This window comes from Mycobacterium sp. NGS66, from assembly GCF_059812225.1.
The window spans coordinates 1-17,445 of the sequence record NZ_JCALCG010000018.1; the positions used below are offsets into that span (position 1 = coordinate 1).

Annotated in this window: 15 protein-coding genes, 1 tRNA gene and 2 pseudogenes; 15 read left to right on the forward strand and 3 right to left on the reverse strand. The window is 62.1% G+C overall.

Features of this window, described 5'->3' with window-relative positions; all coding sequences use genetic code 11:
• The 5 genes and pseudogenes from AC5Y2L_RS25345 to AC5Y2L_RS25365 all read left to right on the forward strand — a co-directional run.
• A partial coding sequence (locus AC5Y2L_RS25345; RefSeq protein WP_499938084.1) for a recombinase family protein occupies positions 1–638 on the forward strand: 638 nt, incomplete at its 5' end.
• 169 nt (positions 639–807) lie between these two features.
• Positions 808–2,172, forward strand: a complete 1,365-nt coding sequence (locus tag AC5Y2L_RS25350; RefSeq protein ID WP_499938082.1) for a tyrosine-type recombinase/integrase — start codon at positions 808–810, stop codon at positions 2,170–2,172.
• 40 nt (positions 2,173–2,212) lie between these two features.
• Entirely contained in the window at positions 2,213–2,377 is a 165-nt protein-coding gene (locus AC5Y2L_RS25355) for a hypothetical protein (protein ID WP_499938080.1), read from the forward strand.
• Positions 2,378–2,428: 51 nt separating this feature from the next.
• A pseudogene (locus tag AC5Y2L_RS25360) lies at positions 2,429–4,339 on the forward strand (Eco57I restriction-modification methylase domain-containing protein); the annotation flags it as partial.
• Positions 4,340–4,489: 150 nt separating this feature from the next.
• Positions 4,490–5,383, forward strand: coding sequence for a TaqI-like C-terminal specificity domain-containing protein (locus AC5Y2L_RS25365; protein ID WP_499945228.1), 894 nt, complete (start codon positions 4,490–4,492; stop codon positions 5,381–5,383).
• A 163-nt stretch (positions 5,384–5,546) separates the two neighbouring features.
• Here the strand turns inward: AC5Y2L_RS25365 and AC5Y2L_RS25370 are convergent.
• The 3 genes and pseudogenes from AC5Y2L_RS25370 to AC5Y2L_RS25380 all read right to left on the reverse strand — a co-directional run bounded on the left by AC5Y2L_RS25370 (position 5,547) and on the right by AC5Y2L_RS25380 (position 6,454).
• Positions 5,547–5,620: transfer RNA gene (locus tag AC5Y2L_RS25370), tRNA-Leu, on the reverse strand.
• 50 nt (positions 5,621–5,670) lie between these two features.
• A pseudogene (locus AC5Y2L_RS25375) lies at positions 5,671–5,832 on the reverse strand (site-specific integrase); the annotation flags it as partial.
• Positions 5,833–5,932: 100 nt separating this feature from the next.
• Positions 5,933–6,454, reverse strand: a complete 522-nt coding sequence (locus tag AC5Y2L_RS25380; protein WP_499938078.1) for a hypothetical protein — start codon at positions 6,452–6,454, stop codon at positions 5,933–5,935.
• A gap of 403 nt (positions 6,455–6,857) precedes the next feature.
• Between AC5Y2L_RS25380 and AC5Y2L_RS25385 the strand changes: the two genes are divergently transcribed.
• The 10 genes from AC5Y2L_RS25385 (at position 6,858) to AC5Y2L_RS25430 (ending at position 17,437) form a co-directional block, all read left to right on the forward strand.
• On the forward strand, positions 6,858–7,712 hold the full coding sequence (locus AC5Y2L_RS25385) for a PPE family protein, SVP subgroup (RefSeq protein ID WP_499938076.1): 855 nt from the start codon (positions 6,858–6,860) through the stop codon (positions 7,710–7,712).
• Positions 7,713–7,778: 66 nt separating this feature from the next.
• A complete protein-coding gene (locus AC5Y2L_RS25390; RefSeq protein ID WP_499938074.1) occupies positions 7,779–8,942 on the forward strand; it encodes a PPE family protein in 1,164 nt (387 codons plus the stop codon).
• Between the two features lie 89 nt (positions 8,943–9,031).
• A complete protein-coding gene (locus AC5Y2L_RS25395; RefSeq protein ID WP_499937806.1) occupies positions 9,032–9,328 on the forward strand; it encodes a WXG100 family type VII secretion target in 297 nt (98 codons plus the stop codon).
• Between the two features lie 45 nt (positions 9,329–9,373).
• Positions 9,374–9,658, forward strand: coding sequence for a WXG100 family type VII secretion target (locus tag AC5Y2L_RS25400; protein ID WP_499938072.1), 285 nt, complete (start codon positions 9,374–9,376; stop codon positions 9,656–9,658).
• 370 nt (positions 9,659–10,028) lie between these two features.
• On the forward strand, positions 10,029–10,802 hold the full coding sequence (locus AC5Y2L_RS25405; protein ID WP_499938070.1) for a response regulator transcription factor: 774 nt from the start codon (positions 10,029–10,031) through the stop codon (positions 10,800–10,802).
• Positions 10,803–10,809: 7 nt separating this feature from the next.
• Positions 10,810–12,324 (forward strand): sensor histidine kinase, encoded by a 1,515-nt coding sequence (locus AC5Y2L_RS25410; RefSeq protein ID WP_499938068.1) that lies wholly within the window; start codon positions 10,810–10,812, stop codon positions 12,322–12,324.
• Between the two features lie 262 nt (positions 12,325–12,586).
• Positions 12,587–12,676 (forward strand): potassium-transporting ATPase subunit F, encoded by a 90-nt coding sequence (locus tag AC5Y2L_RS25415; protein WP_499938066.1) that lies wholly within the window; start codon positions 12,587–12,589, stop codon positions 12,674–12,676.
• The gene (kdpA, locus tag AC5Y2L_RS25420) at positions 12,676–14,346 is read left to right on the forward strand and encodes a potassium-transporting ATPase subunit KdpA (RefSeq protein WP_499938064.1); all 1,671 of its coding nucleotides are present in this window, start codon (positions 12,676–12,678) and stop codon (positions 14,344–14,346) included. The genes AC5Y2L_RS25415 and kdpA overlap by 1 nt, the downstream gene beginning before the upstream one ends.
• 15 nt (positions 14,347–14,361) lie before the next feature.
• Positions 14,362–16,512 carry a potassium-transporting ATPase subunit KdpB gene (gene kdpB / locus AC5Y2L_RS25425; protein ID WP_499938099.1) on the forward strand — a complete coding sequence of 717 codons (2,151 nt, stop codon included), beginning with the start codon at positions 14,362–14,364 and terminating at the stop codon, positions 16,510–16,512.
• A gap of 1 nt (position 16,513) precedes the next feature.
• Positions 16,514–17,437: a potassium-transporting ATPase subunit C gene (locus AC5Y2L_RS25430; protein WP_499938063.1), complete on the forward strand. Its 924-nt coding sequence runs from the start codon at positions 16,514–16,516 to the stop codon at positions 17,435–17,437.
• Positions 17,438–17,445 lie beyond the last annotated feature (8 nt).

Sequence of the window (17,445 nt, forward strand, 5' to 3'; positions counted from 1 at the left end):
GCCAAGCACCGAGAGCAATAGGCTACCTACGAGTCTCGACCAACAGACAGGCCGAAAACGGTTACGGCCTACAGGCACAACGGGATCAAGTCGAACAGTTCTGCAGAGACCACGGCCTGCAGCTGGTTGGCCTGCACATCGACGTGATGAGCGGACGCAAGACCGATAAGTTGTACGGACGCATTGCCGCTTTGAGCGCTATCCAGGCCGGTATCGCGAATGTGTTGGTAGTCAACACCCTTGACCGCTCATCCCGCAGTATGGCTGACGGAGCGAAGCTGGTAGCCGATGCCAAGGCCGAAGGCTGGCGCATTGTGGGCCTGGACGGAACCGATAGCGACACAGTATCGCAACTGGTCGCACACGCCAGACTGCTTGTAGCAGAGGAAGAACGCGAGCTCATTTCCAAGCGCACCAAACAGGGGCTCATCAAGGCCCGGCAAGCCGGAAAGCAGCTCGGCAAGCCCTCGACCATTGATCGCGCCACGGTACGGCGCATCGTCCATTTGCGCGCTGGCGGTCTAGGGACCAAGGCAATCGCGAGAGCTTTGGACCACGACGGCATTTCTGCACCGCGTAGTGACACATGGAGTTACAGCACGGTGCGCGGTGTGCTGGAAAGGGAAGGTGTGGCTTGATGAACCGCGAGCAACAGCAGGACGACAAGCAGGACACCCCGGCGGAGACTGAGCCGCAGCCCTGCGGTGAGCCGACGTGCAAGGACTACTGTCCTCCGGAGCCGATAGACGACGAGGACTCGCCCGCAGAAGAGAGGACCGCTCACTCCACAGGAACGGAGCTCGCATAATGGCCGCAACGATTCGCAAGCGCGTAACAGGCAAGCTGGATAAGTTCGGCAATCCCGTTGTGTCCTATCAGGTGCGCTGGCGTGAGCCTGTTCGTGATGATTTCGGTGCACCGACTGGCCAGTTCAAGCAGACCTCAGAGACGTTCGACACCGAGCGTAAAGCGAAGACTCATCTCCGCAAGGTCGAGGATCAGCTGGAAAGTGGACGCGGTGTAGACCCGAGCAGCCAGAAGGCCAAAGCCAATCGACCTTTAGGCGGCTACGCGAAGCAGTACTTCGAGAGCTTGGTCGGCACTGTAGACGACTCGACCATCGAGGGTTACGAGAAGATTTATCGCACCCACATTGGGCCTGTATTCGGTAGCAGGCCAGTTGCTTCCATCACGACAGCCGATGTGACTTCGTTCCGCGCTGCCCTGCTAAAGCCGCATCAACGAGACCAGGGCGGGCAGAAGGTGACGCGCTCTCCTAAGACGGTGAAGCACATTATAGGAACTCTGCGGCGCATCCTGGACACCGCTGTCGACGACCAGGCCATTGCCGGCAATCCGGTGATAGCGGGCCGCAGGTACACCACCAAGCGCCGTGTTACCTCAGACGGCAAGGCACCCTTCAAGCACCGTCCGCTTACAGCTAACCAGGTAGCGGCGGTAGTCGACTGGATTGAGCGAAACGGCTCCCAAGGCCGCGGCAATCAGGTGTACGCGCTGGCGGTGCTGTTCGCGGCGCATACCGGCGTTCGGGCCAGCGAGCTACAGGGTCTGCAGATACAGGACGTCACCTTGTCCACCCTCCCCGCCACGGTTGGGAGCATCCGAGTAGTTCGCACCGCCAAGCGCAAGGGCCGGGAATGGATCTACGGCACGCCCAAGAGTGAAGCCAGCTCGGATCGCGTAGTGCCGCTAGCGCCGTGGCTGGCAGATGATATGAGGGACTACTTGTCCCGAATTCACCCGTTCTCTGCCACCAACGCGGCGGGCAACAAGTACATACCGCACGCTCCCCTGTTTCCTGGCCGTCGCAATCGCTATGTGTTCGATTGGGCCAAGCCGGTTCACGCGGGCAGTCTGCATGAGCACTATTTCGCGCAGGCCTGCCGGGAATGCGGTCTAGGGTCCGTACGGTTTCACGATCTGCGCCACACCTTCGCAACGATGAACCTGAGCGCAGGCGAGCACTACATGCAGGTAAGCAAGTGGCTGGGTCACTCCACCTTCGTACTGACGCTAACCACCTACGCGGACTACATCAACGAGGACGAGCTGTCGGCGCCGAAGGTCGGCCGAGGCGTCCCCGCCAAATACTCGGTCGGCACCACGAGGAACCGCTCCCGCTCAGAGAACGTCATACAACTACATGGGTAGCCAAGGAGCAGCACCAACGTGGGTCAGTGATCTTGACTCGGTGTTGCTCGACGAAATCATTGCCTGGACCTCGCAGGATGTGCCCGGCCGCACGACTAAGCTGCACGTCATGGCCAGCTTGTTCGGCAAGAACAAATTGCGCGAGCGCGCGCAGAAGATTGCGACGGCAGACGTGCAGTGGGCTATCGACATAGTCACGACCTGACACAACGACTATCACCACGGCTCGCTCAAGAAGGACAAAGAGACCAGTCGAGAGCAGCAGTACAACCAGGACTTCTTTATCAAGGTCCTGGGCTATAAGGAGAAGCCTGCGAACCCATACACCTTCGAGCCCAAGAGCACGACGGTCGAGGGCGACTTCCCCGATGCACTGTTAGGACACACGGATGTCCTGGCCAAAATTGCAAACGTCTCCGCCGTGGTGGAGCTCAAAGGTGCGGCGGTCGATCTTGACAAGCCGCAGCAAGGCCACAACAACCGAAGCCCAGTCGAACAAGCGTTCGATTACAAAACGCAATACCGCTCGTGCCCGTTCGTCGTTGTTAGCAACTTCTACGAGTTCCGGCTGTACAACGACAACCGGCTTGACCGCGAGGTCTGGACGCTGGACGACCTTGTCGATCCAGAAGACGACTACCTCAAGTTCAAGACGTGGTATGTGCTGCTGCACGCGGACAATTTCACGGCGGCACACGGTAAGTCGGAAACAGAACTTCTCCTCAGCGACATTCGCATGGAGCAGGAGGACATCAGCGAGCAGTTTTACGCTGACTACAAGTTTGCACGTGAGGAACTGCTGCGTGACATCTGGCGGCGAAACCCAAAAACACGCACCCAGTTCGACCGAGCAATTGAGAAGGCGCAGACGATCATCGACCGCATCGTCTTTGCGTGCTTTGCCGAGGACAGCGGTCTGCTGCCAGACGATATCGTCGTGCGTGTCGAGCAGTTCGCCGAGAGCTCACCGATCGATGAGCCAGACCAACTTTGGGCATGGTTGAAGAGATTCTTCTCCGCAATCAACAGTGGTAGCGAAAAGCTAGGAATTCCAGACGGATACAACGGCGGATTATTCGCCGAGGATGCCGCGCTCAACGCGCTTGAAATCTCGGACGAGCCCCTGAAGCGGCTTACCGCGTTGACCAAATACGGGTTTGTGGAAGACCTGACCGTCACGATCTTGGGGCACATCTTCGAGCAGTCAATCACTGACTTGGAGGCGCTGAAGCGCGAAATCTGGAACGACGAAAACATCTTTGAGAAGCCGCTGCCGGAACCGAAGGTAGGCAAGCGGAAGAAAGAGGGCATCTTTTATACGCCGGACTACATCGTTCGGTACATCGTTGACAACACTCTGGGCGAGTATCTGCGGCGGAAAGAGGATGAACTCAAGGTCAAGCACCGACTCAAGGAAGATCTGACGCCGAAAGTCTATGAAGACCGCCAGCGCAAGGTTTACGTTGAGTACCAACATATCCTGCAGAACATCAAGGTTCTTGACCCTGCTTGCGGTAGCGGTGCCTTCCTTGTCTATGTCTTCAGCTACTTGCTGGCCGAGAACTTGCGCGTTGATGACATTCTTGAAATCGGCCTATACTCGCACGAAGATTTTGTACGAAATATCCTCAGCGACAACATTTTCGGTGTTGACGTCAACGAAGAATCAGTGGAGATCACCAAGCTGAGTCTCTGGCTCGCAACCGCCCAGAAGGGTAAGAAGCTGACGGCATTGGATGCCACGATCCGTAACGGCAACAGTCTCGTGGATGATCCAGCTGTGGTGGGCGACAAGGCTTTCGTTTGGGAAGAGCAGTTTCCTGAAGTGATGAAAAACGGCGGCTTCGACGTGATCGTCGGCAATCCGCCCTACGTCCGCTCACGCGACAACGTGCTCGACGAGATCGACGAATGGGTGCGAGCAAAGTACAACACCGTTCAGGAGAAAGTTAACCTCTACATGCTGTTCATGGAGCGGTCTCTCCAATTGCTAAAGGATGGAGGCTTTTTCGGCTTCGTGGTACCAAACTCCTGGCTGGGCATGGAGTCTGCACGCAAGCTTCGCGAGCTACTCCTGAAGGAAACGTCGTTGCACAGCTTCGTCAACTTGGTGGGTGAGAGCTTCCCCAAGATCAATGTCGAGACAGTGATTTTCACGCTGCAGAAGAAGCCACCGGAAGGAAACACGGTCAAGTTCCAAACCGTGTACGAGCAGCGTATCGAGAGTACTGACTACGAAGTCGTGCCGCAGGAGCGATGGCTGGGGACGCAAAAGCTCATTATCGACCTCAAGAGCAAGCAGGCTGAGCACAAACTGATGGACCGGCTTGACAAGCTTGAGCAAAGGTTCAAGGACAAGTACGAGCCGCGAGTCGGCTTGCAAGCCTACGAGACCGGAAGAGGCACCCCGGTTCAGTCGAAGGAAGATGTCGAGAACCACATTTACGACTACGACCACAAGTTTGACGATGACACCTACCGCTACTTGGCAGGCGGTGATGTTGGCCGTTACAAGCTGCTCTGGTCTGGCCTGTGGATGCGCTGGGGCGTGTGGCTCTCGCAGCCGAAGGAATTCAGATACTTCGACGGGCCGCGTGTGCTCATTCGCGAGATCAGCGGCGTGTACCCGCACGTGCTCAATGCGGTTTACACAGAAGAGACGTACCTCAACAACAAGAGCATCCTGAACCTTCTGCCGAAGGATGGAGGCTACTCGCTGAAATTCGCCGCCGCGCTCCTCAACTCTAAAGTGATGGGTTTCTACCACCAGAGGCGCGCATCGAAGGGCAACCGGACGCTGTTTCCCAAGATCGTCAACGATGACCTGAAGAACTACCCCCTGCCTAAAGCCTCGTCCGAGGTGCAGGACAAGATCGGCGCGCTGGTCGACGAGATGCAAGTGCAGCAGGCGAAGCTGCTTAGCGATTCCGCGAAGTTCAACGATCTGTTGAAGGCCGAATTCGGTAAGGGTCTCAAGAGCCGTCTTGTCGGCTGGTGGCGGCTGCCGTTCGATGAGTTCCTTCAGGTGATGGCTCTTAAAGGTTCCCTGAAGAAGAAGGACGAGTTGCGCGAGGTCTACGACAAGTACCAGGCCCTCTGCACCACGCATACCGAAGAGATACGGCGGCTGGACTCCGAGATCGACAAGGCGGTCTACGGGGTCTTCGGCCTGGACGACGACGAGATTGCGCTCGTAGAGACCAACACGTAGCCCGCGAGCCGTTTCGTCCTCGTTGGACCGCACGTTGCCGTCGCTGGCGGTACGAAGCACAGCACAAACATCTGTGGACGCGATGTGGACGCGGAGGGCTGGCTGGCCCCTGACACCTACTGTGTCCTGGCCACGAGACATCCCTGACCTGCCAGAACACTCGTGCCCCCAGTCGGACTCGAACCGACACTGGGCGGATTTTAAGTCCGCTGCCTCTGCCAATTGGGCTATGGGGGCTGTGCAGCTTAGAGCCTATTTCGCGCCTGCCGTCGGCTCCTTTTCTGGTCGATAGCCTTTACCAGCGCGTCAGCCACGCCGCTCAAATTTTCGTTGAGGAGATGGCGTGTCGGTCGAACGTAATCGCCGCTGTCGCGTGTCCATGGAGCCGTCGCACGAGGTTGACGTTAGCCGCCAGCGCTGACCGCCAGGGACGCGGTGGTGTGCCTCATCCGTGACTGCACTCTCAGTGGCTTCCACGTGGGATCCCGTTGTCTAGCAGAGCATTTACCTGAACCACCACCGAAGGATCGATCCCACCCGACCCCGCGTTTAACGATGCCCGATTCCGTGTCCGACCCTGGTCGTCATCGCTCGAGTTGGACGCTTGACATCAATGAGTGCGATGCAGATCGCGAGAACAGCCGTGGTTGCGACTTCCGTAATAAGTGGGGCGGAGTTGAGTAAGTGGCGGTCATAGATCGCGGGTATACCAAGCGAGTCCCTGACATCGCCGACGATCAGGCCCGGAAACGCCAAGCCCACAACGGCAGCGACAAAGGCGACCAGCGCGCATCCGCGCGCAATGAACCCGAGCCAGCGCAGCCGCGTCGCGCCGATGATCGTGGCAGCGGCCGTAACTGAGGCGATCAGGACAAACCATCCCGGAACACTGACGACGCGTACCTTTGTGCCGTCAAGGCCAGGGAATTGGCCGACGAACAGGCCGAGACCATTCCACCGCAGCAGCGGGTTGCCCATGTAGCCGAAATCGATCCACGGCAGCAACGTCAATCCGGCGGACGAGATGGCCGCGATAAGGGCCACTGCGATGAGGATCCCTTTGGTTCGCACGGCCGAACACTACTGCACCCCCAGCATCAATACCGCACCAAAGACACCTTGTGGTGCCCCAGCGCGACCGAGTCCGGATCAGTGGCATCGCGCCCCACCCTCGCACGCCGAATCCGCGATGTGCATCACGGACGAGGGTCGGCTAGGATGCGCGCGCGGCGCGCCTATTCCTAGGTTGCTGAGCTCGCGAAGGTGACATCTCTATGTCGCCCGACGGAAGCTTGTTAAAACTGCAAGCCTTCTCGTTAAGAAGCCGTAAACGGCTGTCACCCTGGCCCTTTCGATCCGGAATGTGGAGTCAGGGGTCGTTAGCCTTACCGCCAACGCACAGGGGCCGTTACGCGAACGCACAGGGTCGATTTACCGCCTGGGATAGACACTTTCGAACGACGAGGAGCAATAGATGTCGTTTCTGACAGCACTTCCTGAAGAGTTGCTCGCCGCACAAGCGCTGTTGGGGGGAATCACCAGTAACCTGACGGCGCAGAACTTGGGTGCTGCGGCTCCCACGACCACGATTCTTCCCGCAGCAGCTGATCCGGTGTCGGCGCAACAGGCTGCGATATTCGCGACTTTCGGATCGCAGTACCAGACGATCGCCGCCGAAGCTCAGACAATTCAAGAGCAGTATGTGAGCACCCTGGGCACCAGCTCGACCACCTACAGCGCAACGGAAGCCGCGAACGCCGCCCAAGCCGCTCTTCCTGGTGGCGGAGGCCCCCTCGACTTCCTCTCCTGGCTCCTCGGCGGACCCGTCCCGACCAGCGCGCCAGGTCTCGGCGGGGCGTTGGGCCTGTCCGGTAACTTCGCCAACATCCTCAACATCGGCGGCGGGAACTGGGCGTCTGCTGGATCTAACCTGCTTGGTCTTGGCAGTTTGCTGAATGCGCCTGAGGCCGATGCGGCTGCGGCCGCGGAGCTGGCCAACGCGACGTCGCCGGCCACGGCTGGGGTTGCGCCGGCCGGCGGCATGGCCGGTATGGGCGGCGCGATGCCGGTGGCCGCGGTGGGCCAGGCCACCATGGTGGGCAACAGGTTGTCAGTCCCGCCCAGTTGGGCCGGCACGGTCACTTCGGCAACCAGCTCTGCGACGGCCCTACAGACAGTCGGCTGGACCGCCGCTGCGCCACAGGCCGGCGCAGGGGCGATCGTCCCAGGCATGCCCGGAATGGTTACGGGCGCACGTAGCAGCGCCGGCTTCGGTGCCCCACGCTACGGCGTCAAGCCCATCGTCATGCCCAAGCCGACAGCCGTTTGAGAACCGGCGCCGACCATTCGCACATAGTCCACAACCAGCAAGTCGACAGAAACGGGATACAGAACGATGGTCTTGGATTTTGCGGCTATACCGCCTGAAGTCACTTCCGCCTTGATGTACGCCGGCGCGGGCGCGGGACCGCTCATGGCCGCCGCGACAGCTTGGCACAACCTGGCCGCCGAGCTGACCACCACTGCAACCCAGTGGGAGTCCATAATCGCCGCACTGACGACCGAGCAATGGACGGGAGCCGGATCGGCAGCGGCGGCAGCCGCCGCCCAGCCCATCGTGAGTTGGCTGACCACCACGGCGGGGGCCGCCGAGCAGGCGGGCGTCCAGGCCACCGCGTCGGCCGCCGCTTACGAAACGGCCTTTGCGGCCACGGTGCCCCCGCCGGTGATCGCCGCCAACAGGTCATTGCTGGCGACGCTCGTTGCGACGAACTTCCTGGGCATCAATACGCCCGCGATCATGGCAACCGAGCTCCACTACATCGAAATGTGGATTCAAGACGCCACGATGATGTACACCTACCAGGCAGCCTCATTGGCGGCCGGCGTCCTTCAACCGGTCATCCCGATGGCGCCGGCGACCAACCCGGCCGGCGAGGGCCTGCAAGCCGCGTCGGTCGCTCAGGCCAGCGCGTCCACGCCTGTGCAGGCGTTGGCGAATGCGGTCGCGGCTCCGGCAGCTCTCGCTACCCCGACCGACCTCATCAACTCGATCGACGGCTTCCTGGGCACCCCATCCGTTTTCAACGCCATCAACGGCGTGGTGAACACCGGTGCCTGGTTCACCTTCGCCGCCATCCCGAACGGGCTCGCGATGGGGAAAACAATGGGCACCGTCGCAGGGTTCACGCCCGCCGCCCTCGCCGACTCTGTTGCGCCCGTCGCCGGTGAGGCGGCGGTGGCGGAAGGGGCAATGGTGAGTTCGGTGATACCGACCGGCGGCTTGGGCGCGGCGGCGACGGCGAGCCTGGGCCAGGCGGGCACGGTCGGCGGATTGTCCGTGCCGGCCGGCTGGTCCGCCGCCACTCCGGCAAGCACCGTCGGCGCGACGGTTGCCGAAGGTAGCGGCTGGACCGCCGCCGCCGAGGAAGCCGCACCGGTTGCCGCAATGCCTGGCGGGCCGGGGATGGTCGCAGCGGGCAAGGGCGCCGGTGCCTACGCCTCCGGGCCGAGGTATGGCGTCAAGCCGATCGTCATGCCGAAGCAGGTCGTCGTCTGATTCGACAAGGGAGGACACGTCAGCCGTCTGAGCAGGCCGCACTGACTATTCAAGTGGTTTTCGCAACTTCGAGATAAGGAGACATTCATATGGCAACGCGCTTTATGACCGACCCGCACGCGATGCGGGCGATGGCGGGGCGTTTTGAAACCCACGCCCAGACAGTTGAGGACGAGGCCCGCCGCATGTGGGCGTCCTCGCAGAACATCTCGGGTGCGGGCTGGAGCGGTGCCGCCGAGGCAACCTCCTACGACACCATGGGTCAGATGAATCAGGCCTTCCGCAACATCGTGAACATGCTGCACGGTGTGCGCGACGGCTTGATCCGCGACGCCAACAACTACGAGCAGCAAGAGCAGGCGTCGCAGCAAATCCTCAGCAGCTAGCCCGAAACTTGTTGTCGCCCAAGACTTTGATAGGAGAACAGCGATATGACCATTAATTACCAGTTCGGCGATGTGGATGCCCACGGCGCCTTGATCCGTGCCCAGGCTGCCTCGCTGGAAGCCGAGCACCAGGCCATCATTCGCGATGTGCTTGCTGCCGGTGACTTCTGGGGCGGTGCCGGTTCGGTGGCCTGCCAGGAGTTCATCACCCAGTTGGGACGCAACTTCCAGGTGATCTACGAACAGGCCAACGCCCACGGCCAAAAGGTCCAAACGGCCAGCAGCAACATGGCCAGCACGGACAGCGCCGTCGGCTCCAGCTGGGCCTAGTTCGGTCGCCAAAGCCCCTGAATCCCTACGGATTCGGGGGCTTTCGCGTTTGAGCCTTGTCTCGCCCATCGCCACACCGGCCACTTCGGTACCAAAAGCGGGGCCATAAATGCGGGCCGGCCTCTCTAGAGACTGAGGTGGCTGATGTGACTGGTGTGCTTGCCGACGGGCACGGCACCGGTCTGATCAGCAGTGAAATTCCGTGCCCGGTCAAACCTCCGGCAGCATCGTGAAACCGATTGCGTAATAACGACATTCGCGCCCATGGCAACCATAGGCCGGTCGGCGGGCCGCACCGCTTGGCACGCGGACATTTGAGTACTCTATGAACTCGGTGACAACCGGATATGCGCTTGGAAGAATGAAAGCGATGACCGCAATAACGGGTTACGCGAGCAACCAGCGGCCACGCCAGGCCATCCTCGGGCAGTTGCCACGCATCTATCGAGCCGACGGGTCACCGATCCGTGTTTTGCTGGTTGATGACGAACCGGCGCTGACCAATCTGGTGAAGATGGCGTTGCACTACGAAGGCTGGGACGTCGAGATCGCCCACAACGGGCGCGACGCCATCGCCAAGTTCGACAAGGTCGCTCCGGACGTCCTGGTCCTCGACATCATGCTGCCCGACGTCGACGGCCTGCACATTCTGCGGCGGGTGCGCGAATCCGACGCTTACACCCCCACACTGTTCCTCACCGCCCGCGACTCGGTCATGGACCGGGTCACCGGCCTCACCGCCGGCGCCGACGACTACATGACCAAACCGTTCAGCCTCGAGGAGTTGGTCGCCCGACTGCGCGGTTTGCTACGACGGTCCAGCCAGCAGAGTCCGCCGGCCGGCGAGTCGCTCAAAGTCGGCGATCTGAAAGTCGACACCGCCAGCCGGGAAGTCACTCGCGCAGGCCAGCCGATATCGCTTTCCTCGACCGAGTTCGAGCTGCTTCGCTTCCTGATGCGCAACCCCCGCCGCGCCCTGAGCCGAACCGAGATCCTCGACCGCGTCTGGAACTACGACTTCGCCGGCCGCACCAGCATCGTCGATCTGTACATCTCGTACCTGAGAAAGAAGATCGACTCCGGCCGGGAGCCCATGATCCATACTGTGCGCGGTGTTGGATACATGCTGCGACCGCCCGAATAATTACTCGATGAGCGACGACCGGAACACTCCCCGGTGGCTTCCGCGTTCGCTGCGCCGCCAATTGCTGTTGGGCGTATTGCTCGTCGTCAGCGTCGTGTTGGTCGCCGTCGGCGTCGTCTCCGTGCTGACCCTCCGCGGCTATGTCACCACCATGAACGACGCGGAGGTGGCCAAATCCCTGCACGCCTTCACGCACTCATACGACCGCTACCGCAAGGGCGAACATTCCCCGGCGCACGCCACCACTCCCCCGGTGGCCGAGGCGCTGCTCGAGTTTCCCGGGCAAACCCCGGGCAATCTGATCGCCGTCCTGCACGACGGCGTCGTGGTCGGCTCTGCCGTGTTCTCCGAGGACGGGTCACGGCCGGCGCCGCCGGATGTCGTCCGCGCCATCCAAGCCCAGAAGTGGACCGACGGGCCACCGCACACCGAGAAGTTCGGCAGCCTGGGCTCCTACCGCGTCGACTGCAGCATCCAGGGATCCGACGTACTGGTTGTCGGGGTATCGCTGAACCTGGCCAAGCAGATCATCGCCCGCAAGAACATCACCACCACCATCCTGGTGTCGACCGCGCTGCTGATCACGGCGGGACTGACGATTTGGGTGGTCGGCTTCGCCCTGCGACCGCTGCAACGTGTCGCGGCGACCGCCGCGGAGGTCGCCGCGATGCCGCTCACCGGCGACGATCACCGCATCAGCACCAGAGTGCGGCCGCAAGACACCGACCCGGACAACGAAGTGGGAATCGTCGGACACACCCTGAATCGGTTGCTGGACAACGTCGATAGCGCGCTGGCGCATCGCGCCGAATCCGACCTGCGGATGCGGCAATTCATCACCGACGCCAGCCACGAACTGCGGACCCCACTCGCGTCAATTCAGGGGTACGCCGAACTGACCCGTCAAGACAGTTCGGCACTACCGCCGACCACCGAGTACGCGCTGGCCCGCATCGAGTCCGAAGCACGGCGCATGACGTCGCTGGTCGACCAACTGCTGCTGCTCTCCCGTCTGAGCGAGGGAGAAGATCTGCAGACCGAAGACGTCGACTTGGCTGACGTCGCCATGACGGCGGTGAACGACGCGGCGGTTGCAGCGCCAACACACAACTGGGTCAAAAACCTGCCCGACGAGCCCGTGTGGGTGCGCGGCGATCAAGACCGGCTACACCAACTCGTCAGCAACCTGCTCACCAATGCCCGGGTGCATACGCCGCCCGGCGTGACGGTAACCACCGCGATCACCCGCCACTATCACGACTCCGGCGCGCCGTTCGTCGAACTGACGGTCGAGGACGACGGGCCCGACATCGACCCCGAGATCCTCCCGCGGCTATTCCAGCGGTTCGTTCGCGCCGACAAGTCCCGGACCAACGGGTCGGGCAACGGACTCGGGCTGGCCATCGTCAGCTCGATTGTCAAGGCGCATCACGGCTCGGTGACCGCCGAGTCCGCCGGTGGCCGAACCGTCTTTCGGGTGCGGATTCCGCTGATCGACGACCCGGTCAAATCCCGTGCGTAGCCCCACGTTCGACGCGCCGGTGATTCGATTTCCGCGAAACCCGCGCGGCAAGCCGTAAAGAAACCGTTAAGGACGAATGCGCGGGGGCGGCCCGCGGCCTAGCCTCATCCGTGTCCTGCCGATTGGGTCAATGGTGCCCGCAAATCGATCGTCGATCGCACTGACGAAAGACAGCTATGTCCGTGGTGATTTATCTGTTGCTGACGGTGGCGGCCTTTGCCGCGCTCGGCGCCGTGTTGAACTTCGGATTGAAGTCACAGTTGTGAGCGCCGCCAACGTCGTTGGGCTTACCTTGTCCGTGCTGATCGCGCTGCTGCTCGGTGCTGCTCTGGTCTTCCCGGAGCGGTTCTAGTGAGCGCCAACACGGCGGGTGTGGTGTTCCTTACGCTGCTTGTGGTTGCGCTGGCGGCTGTACATGTGCCGTTGGGCGACTACATGTATCGCGTCTACAGCTCCCAAAAGCATTCGCGCACCGAACGTTTCATCTACCGACTGATCGGCGCCAACCCGGAGTCCGAGCAGACCTGGGTCACGTATGGCCGCAGCGTGGTGGCATTCTCGGCCGTCAGCGTGATCTTCCTGTTCATCCTGCAGCTGGTTCAGGACAAGTTGCCGCTGCATCTTTCGAACCCGGCGACCAAGATGACGCCGGCGCTGGCATGGAACACGGCCGTCAGCTTCGTCACAAATACCAACTGGCAGGCCTATTCCGGCGAATCCACTCAAGGCCATCTGGTGCAGATGGCCGGTTTGGCGGTGCAGAATTTCGTGTCTGCCGCCGTCGGCATGGCCGTCGCTGTTGCGCTGGTGCGTGGGTTTGCCCGCCACCGCACCAACGAACTCGGCAATTTCTGGGTGGACCTGGTGCGCGGGACACTGCGCATTCTGCTGCCGATGTCCGTTCTGGCTGCCGTGGTACTGGTGGCCGGCGGCGCCGTGCAAAACTTTCATCTCAACAACCAGGTGGTCACCACGCTGGCCGGTGGCCAACAAACCATCCCCGGTGGACCGGTCGCCAGCCAGGAAACGATAAAGCTGCTGGGCACCAACGGCGGCGGCTTCTACAACGCGAACTCCTCGCACCCGTTCGAAAACCCGACGGCGTGGACGAACTGGCTGGAGATCTTCCTGTTGCTGGTGATCGCGTTCTCGTTGCCCCGCACCTTCGGCCGCATGGTTGGCAGCAAGAAGCAAGGCTATGCGATTGCCGCCGTCGTCGGCGTAATGGCAGCCATCAGCGTCACATTCATGATGGTTTTCCAGTTGCAGCACCATGGCACCGTCCCGAGCGCGGTGGGCTCGACGATGGAGGGAGTCGAGCAGCGTTTCGGCGTGGCCGAATCCGCCGTCTTCGCCGACACGACCACGTTGACGTCAACCGGCGCAATCGATTCCGTGCACGACTCGTACAGCAGCCTGGGCGGCATGATGGCGATGTTCAACATGCAGCTGGGTGAGGTGGCGCCGGGCGGCACCGGTTCTGGCCTGTACGGCATCCTGATCCTTGCGGTCATCACGGTCTTCGTCGCGGGCTTGATGGTCGGCCGGACACCGGAGTACCTGGGCAAGAAGATCAACCCCCGCGAAATGAAGCTGGCTTCGGGCTATTTCCTGATCACGCCGCTCATCGTGCTGGTGGGCACCGCCGTCGCGATGGCGCTGCCAGGTGAGCGCGCGGGCATGGCCAATACCGGGCCGCACGGCTTGTCTGAAGTGCTTTACGCGTTCACCTCGGCGGCCAACAACAATGGCTCGGCGTTCGCCGGTCTTTCGGCCAATACCGTTTGGTACAACACGGCTTTGGGCCTGGCCATGCTGTTCGGTCGATTCCTGCCGATGATTCTGGTGCTGGCGCTGGCCGGCTCGCTGGCGCGTCAGGGTGCGACCCCCGAATCCAGCGGCACCCTGCCCACCCACAAGCCGCAATTCGTGGGTCTGCTGGTGGGTGTGACGGTCATCCTCGTCGCCCTGACGTTCCTGCCCGCGCTGGCGCTCGGCCCGCTCGCTGAAGGGATCCATTGAGTGGCGACCATTACCATGCGGCGTCGCGGCGGCCACTCACCCGGTGAAAAGCTGCAGGGCGGGTTGCTCGACCCACGCCTACTGCTGAAGTCACTACCCGACGCGCTGCGCAAGCTTGATCCGCGCACCCTGTGGCGCAACCCGGTGATGTTCATCGTGGAAATCGGCGCCGTATGGTCGACGGTGCTCGCATTCGGTGACGACAGCTGGTTCAGCTGGCTGACCGTGTTCTGGCTATGGCTCACAGTGCTTTTCGCCAACCTGGCCGAAGCGGTCGCGGAAGGGCGCGGCAAGGCTCAGGCCGACACGCTGCGCAAGTCGAAGGCCGATACCATCGCGCACCGGCTCAAGAACTGGTCGCCCGGCTATCTGGAAAGGGCCGGCGGCGCAACCGAAGACATCGCGGCGCCGCTGTTGGCGCAGGGTGACATCGTCGTGGTGGCCGCGGGCGAGGTGATTCCCGGCGACGGCGATGTGGTGGAAGGTATTGCCTCAGTGGACGAATCGGCCATCACCGGTGAGTCGGCGCCGGTGATCCGGGAGTCCGGCGGCGACCGCTCAGCGGTAACCGGCGGGACCACGGTGCTGTCGGATCGCATCGTCGTCAAGATCACCCAAAAGCCGGGTGAGAGCTTCGTCGACCGGATGATCGCACTCGTCGAAGGCGCGAATCGGCAGAAGACCCCCAACGAGATAGCGCTCAACATCCTGCTCGCCGCGCTGACCATCATCTTCGTGTTCGCGGTGGCGACGCTGCAGCCGTTGGCGATCTACTCCAAGGCCAACAACCCCGGTGTGCCGGACAGCCAGGCCCTGGACGGTAATGGGATCAGCGGCATCGTGCTGGTGTCCTTGCTGGTGTGCCTGATTCCCACCACCATTGGTGCGCTGCTGTCGGCGATCGGCATCGCCGGCATGGACCGACTGGTGCAACGCAACGTGCTGGCCATGTCCGGCCGCGCCGTCGAGGCCGCCGGTGACGTCAACACCTTGCTGCTGGACAAGACCGGAACGATCACGTTGGGCAATCGCCAAGCCTCGGAGTTCATCCCGATGCCCGGGCGGACGCACGGTGACCTGGCAGATGCCGCGCAACTATCCAGCCTCGCCGACGAAACCCCCGAGGGCCGTTCGGTCGTCGTCTACGCCAAAGAGGTCTACGGGCTGCGGGCTCGCACTCCCGGCGAGCTGGCCAACGCCTCCTGGGTGGAATTCAGTGCGGCGACTCGGATGTCGGGCGTCGACCTCGACGGACGCCAGCTGCGCAAGGGTGCCGCCAATTCGGTGGCCGAATGGGTGCGCGGTCACGGCGGCACCGTTCCTGCCGAACTCGGTGAGATTGTCGACGGCATCGCAGCCGCCGGGGGCACTCCACTTGTTGTGGGCCAAGTCATTTCGGTCGGCGACAGCGTGGCTAAAAGCGCAGACGTGCTTGGCGTGATCCACCTCAAGGACGTGGTGAAGCAGGGCATGCGCGGCCGGTTCGACGCGATGCGGCTGATGGGCATCCGGACCGTGATGATCACCGGCGATAATCCGTTGACCGCCAAGGCGATCGCCGAGGAGGCGGGAGTCGACGACTTCCTCGCCGAGGCAACGCCCGAGGACAAATTGATGCTCATCAAGCGGGAGCAGCAGGGTGGGCGCTTGGTCGCGATGACCGGCGACGGCACCAACGACGCCCCCGCGCTGGCTCAGGCCGACGTCGGCGTGGCGATGAACACCGGCACCTCGGCGGCCAAAGAGGCCGGCAACATGGTGGATCTGGATTCCGATCCGACTAAGCTCATCGAGATCGTCGAAATCGGTAAGCAGCTGTTGATCACCCGCGGCGCGTTGACCACGTTCTCCATCGCCAACGACATCGCCAAGTACTTTGCGATCATCCCGGCCATGTTCGTGGCGCTGTTCCCCGGACTGGACCTGATCAACGTGATGCGGTTGCACAGCCCGCAGTCCGCGATCCTGTCGGCTGTGATCTTCAACGCGATCATCATCGTCGCGCTGATTCCGTTGGCGCTCAGAGGCGTTCGCTATACGCCCAGCAGGGCGTCCAAGCTGCTCAGCCGTAATCTCTACATCTACGGCCTGGGCGGCATCGTCGCCCCGTTCATCGGCATCAAGCTGATCGACTTGCTGGTTCAACTGCTCCCGGGGATGGCCTGAAATGAAAGTCACCAACACGGTTCGCCAACACTGGGCCGCGCTACGCGCGCTGCTCGTGCTGACCGTGATCCTCGGTTTCGGCTACCCACTGGTCATCTGGCTGGTCAGCCAGTTGCCGGGGCTGCACGACAAAGCCGAGGGCTCGATCCTCACCGCCGCGGGTAAACCGGTGGGCAGCAAGCTGATCGGCCAGTCGTTCACCGACGCGTCGGGCAACCCGCTGCCGCAATACTTCCAGAGCCGACCATCGGAAGCCGGCACCGGCTATGACCCGTTGTCGAGCGGTGGCAGCAACCTGGGGCCGGAAAGCGTCGTCGATATTCCGGCGGATCCGGCCAAGGTCGCCGCCGGGGCCAGCGCCACCGACGCCGGGTTCAAGCCGAGTCTGTTGACCAAGGTCTGTTCACGCAGTCTGGCCGTCGCTCAACTGGAAGGTTTGGGCAGGGAAGGCGGCGCGCGTCCGTTCTGCACCGGCGGCGGAGTGGGAGCGGTGTTGTCGGTGATCGGGCCCCGTGATCCGCGTGGCGGCGTCGTACACCCCACGCGGGTCGTCAGCGTCAACGAACCATGCGCCACGACACACCAGACGTTCGTGGACATTTACCAAGGCGTGCGGGTCGAATGCGCACGCTACGGCGAAGACTATGCGACCGGCCAGCTGGTGCCGATTCGCGGAGCCGCACCGGAAAATCCGCGAGTTCCAGCCGATGCGGTGACCGCCAGCGGCAGCGGCCTGGATCCGGATATCTCACCGGCCTACGCCGACATTCAGATCGCCCGGGTGGCCAAGGCGCGGCACGTGACACCCCAGCAGATTCGTGAAGTGGTGCAGGCCAGCCTGCACGGCGGGTCATTCGGCCAGCCGGCGGTCAATGTCCTGCAACTCAATCTGCAACTCGACCACCGCTATCCGGTCGCGAGCTAGCGTCGCGG

What these genes read in the sequence shown, in the direction of transcription:
- AC5Y2L_RS25350 (WP_499938082.1), top strand. Translation starts at nt 808, where the DNA reads ATGGCCGCAACGATTCGCAAGCGCGTAACAGGCAAGCTGGATAAGTTC.
- AC5Y2L_RS25365 (WP_499945228.1), top strand. Translation starts at nt 4,490, where the DNA reads ATGGACCGGCTTGACAAGCTTGAGCAAAGGTTCAAGGACAAGTACGAG.
- AC5Y2L_RS25385 (WP_499938076.1), top strand. Translation starts at nt 6,858, where the DNA reads ATGTCGTTTCTGACAGCACTTCCTGAAGAGTTGCTCGCCGCACAAGCG.
- AC5Y2L_RS25390 (WP_499938074.1), top strand. Translation starts at nt 7,779, where the DNA reads ATGGTCTTGGATTTTGCGGCTATACCGCCTGAAGTCACTTCCGCCTTG.
- AC5Y2L_RS25395 (WP_499937806.1), top strand. Translation starts at nt 9,032, where the DNA reads ATGGCAACGCGCTTTATGACCGACCCGCACGCGATGCGGGCGATGGCG.
- AC5Y2L_RS25400 (WP_499938072.1), top strand. Translation starts at nt 9,374, where the DNA reads ATGACCATTAATTACCAGTTCGGCGATGTGGATGCCCACGGCGCCTTG.
- AC5Y2L_RS25405 (WP_499938070.1), top strand. Translation starts at nt 10,029, where the DNA reads ATGACCGCAATAACGGGTTACGCGAGCAACCAGCGGCCACGCCAGGCC.
- AC5Y2L_RS25410 (WP_499938068.1), top strand. Translation starts at nt 10,810, where the DNA reads ATGAGCGACGACCGGAACACTCCCCGGTGGCTTCCGCGTTCGCTGCGC.
- kdpB (WP_499938099.1), top strand. Translation starts at nt 14,362, where the DNA reads ATGCGGCGTCGCGGCGGCCACTCACCCGGTGAAAAGCTGCAGGGCGGG.
- AC5Y2L_RS25430 (WP_499938063.1), top strand. Translation starts at nt 16,514, where the DNA reads ATGAAAGTCACCAACACGGTTCGCCAACACTGGGCCGCGCTACGCGCG.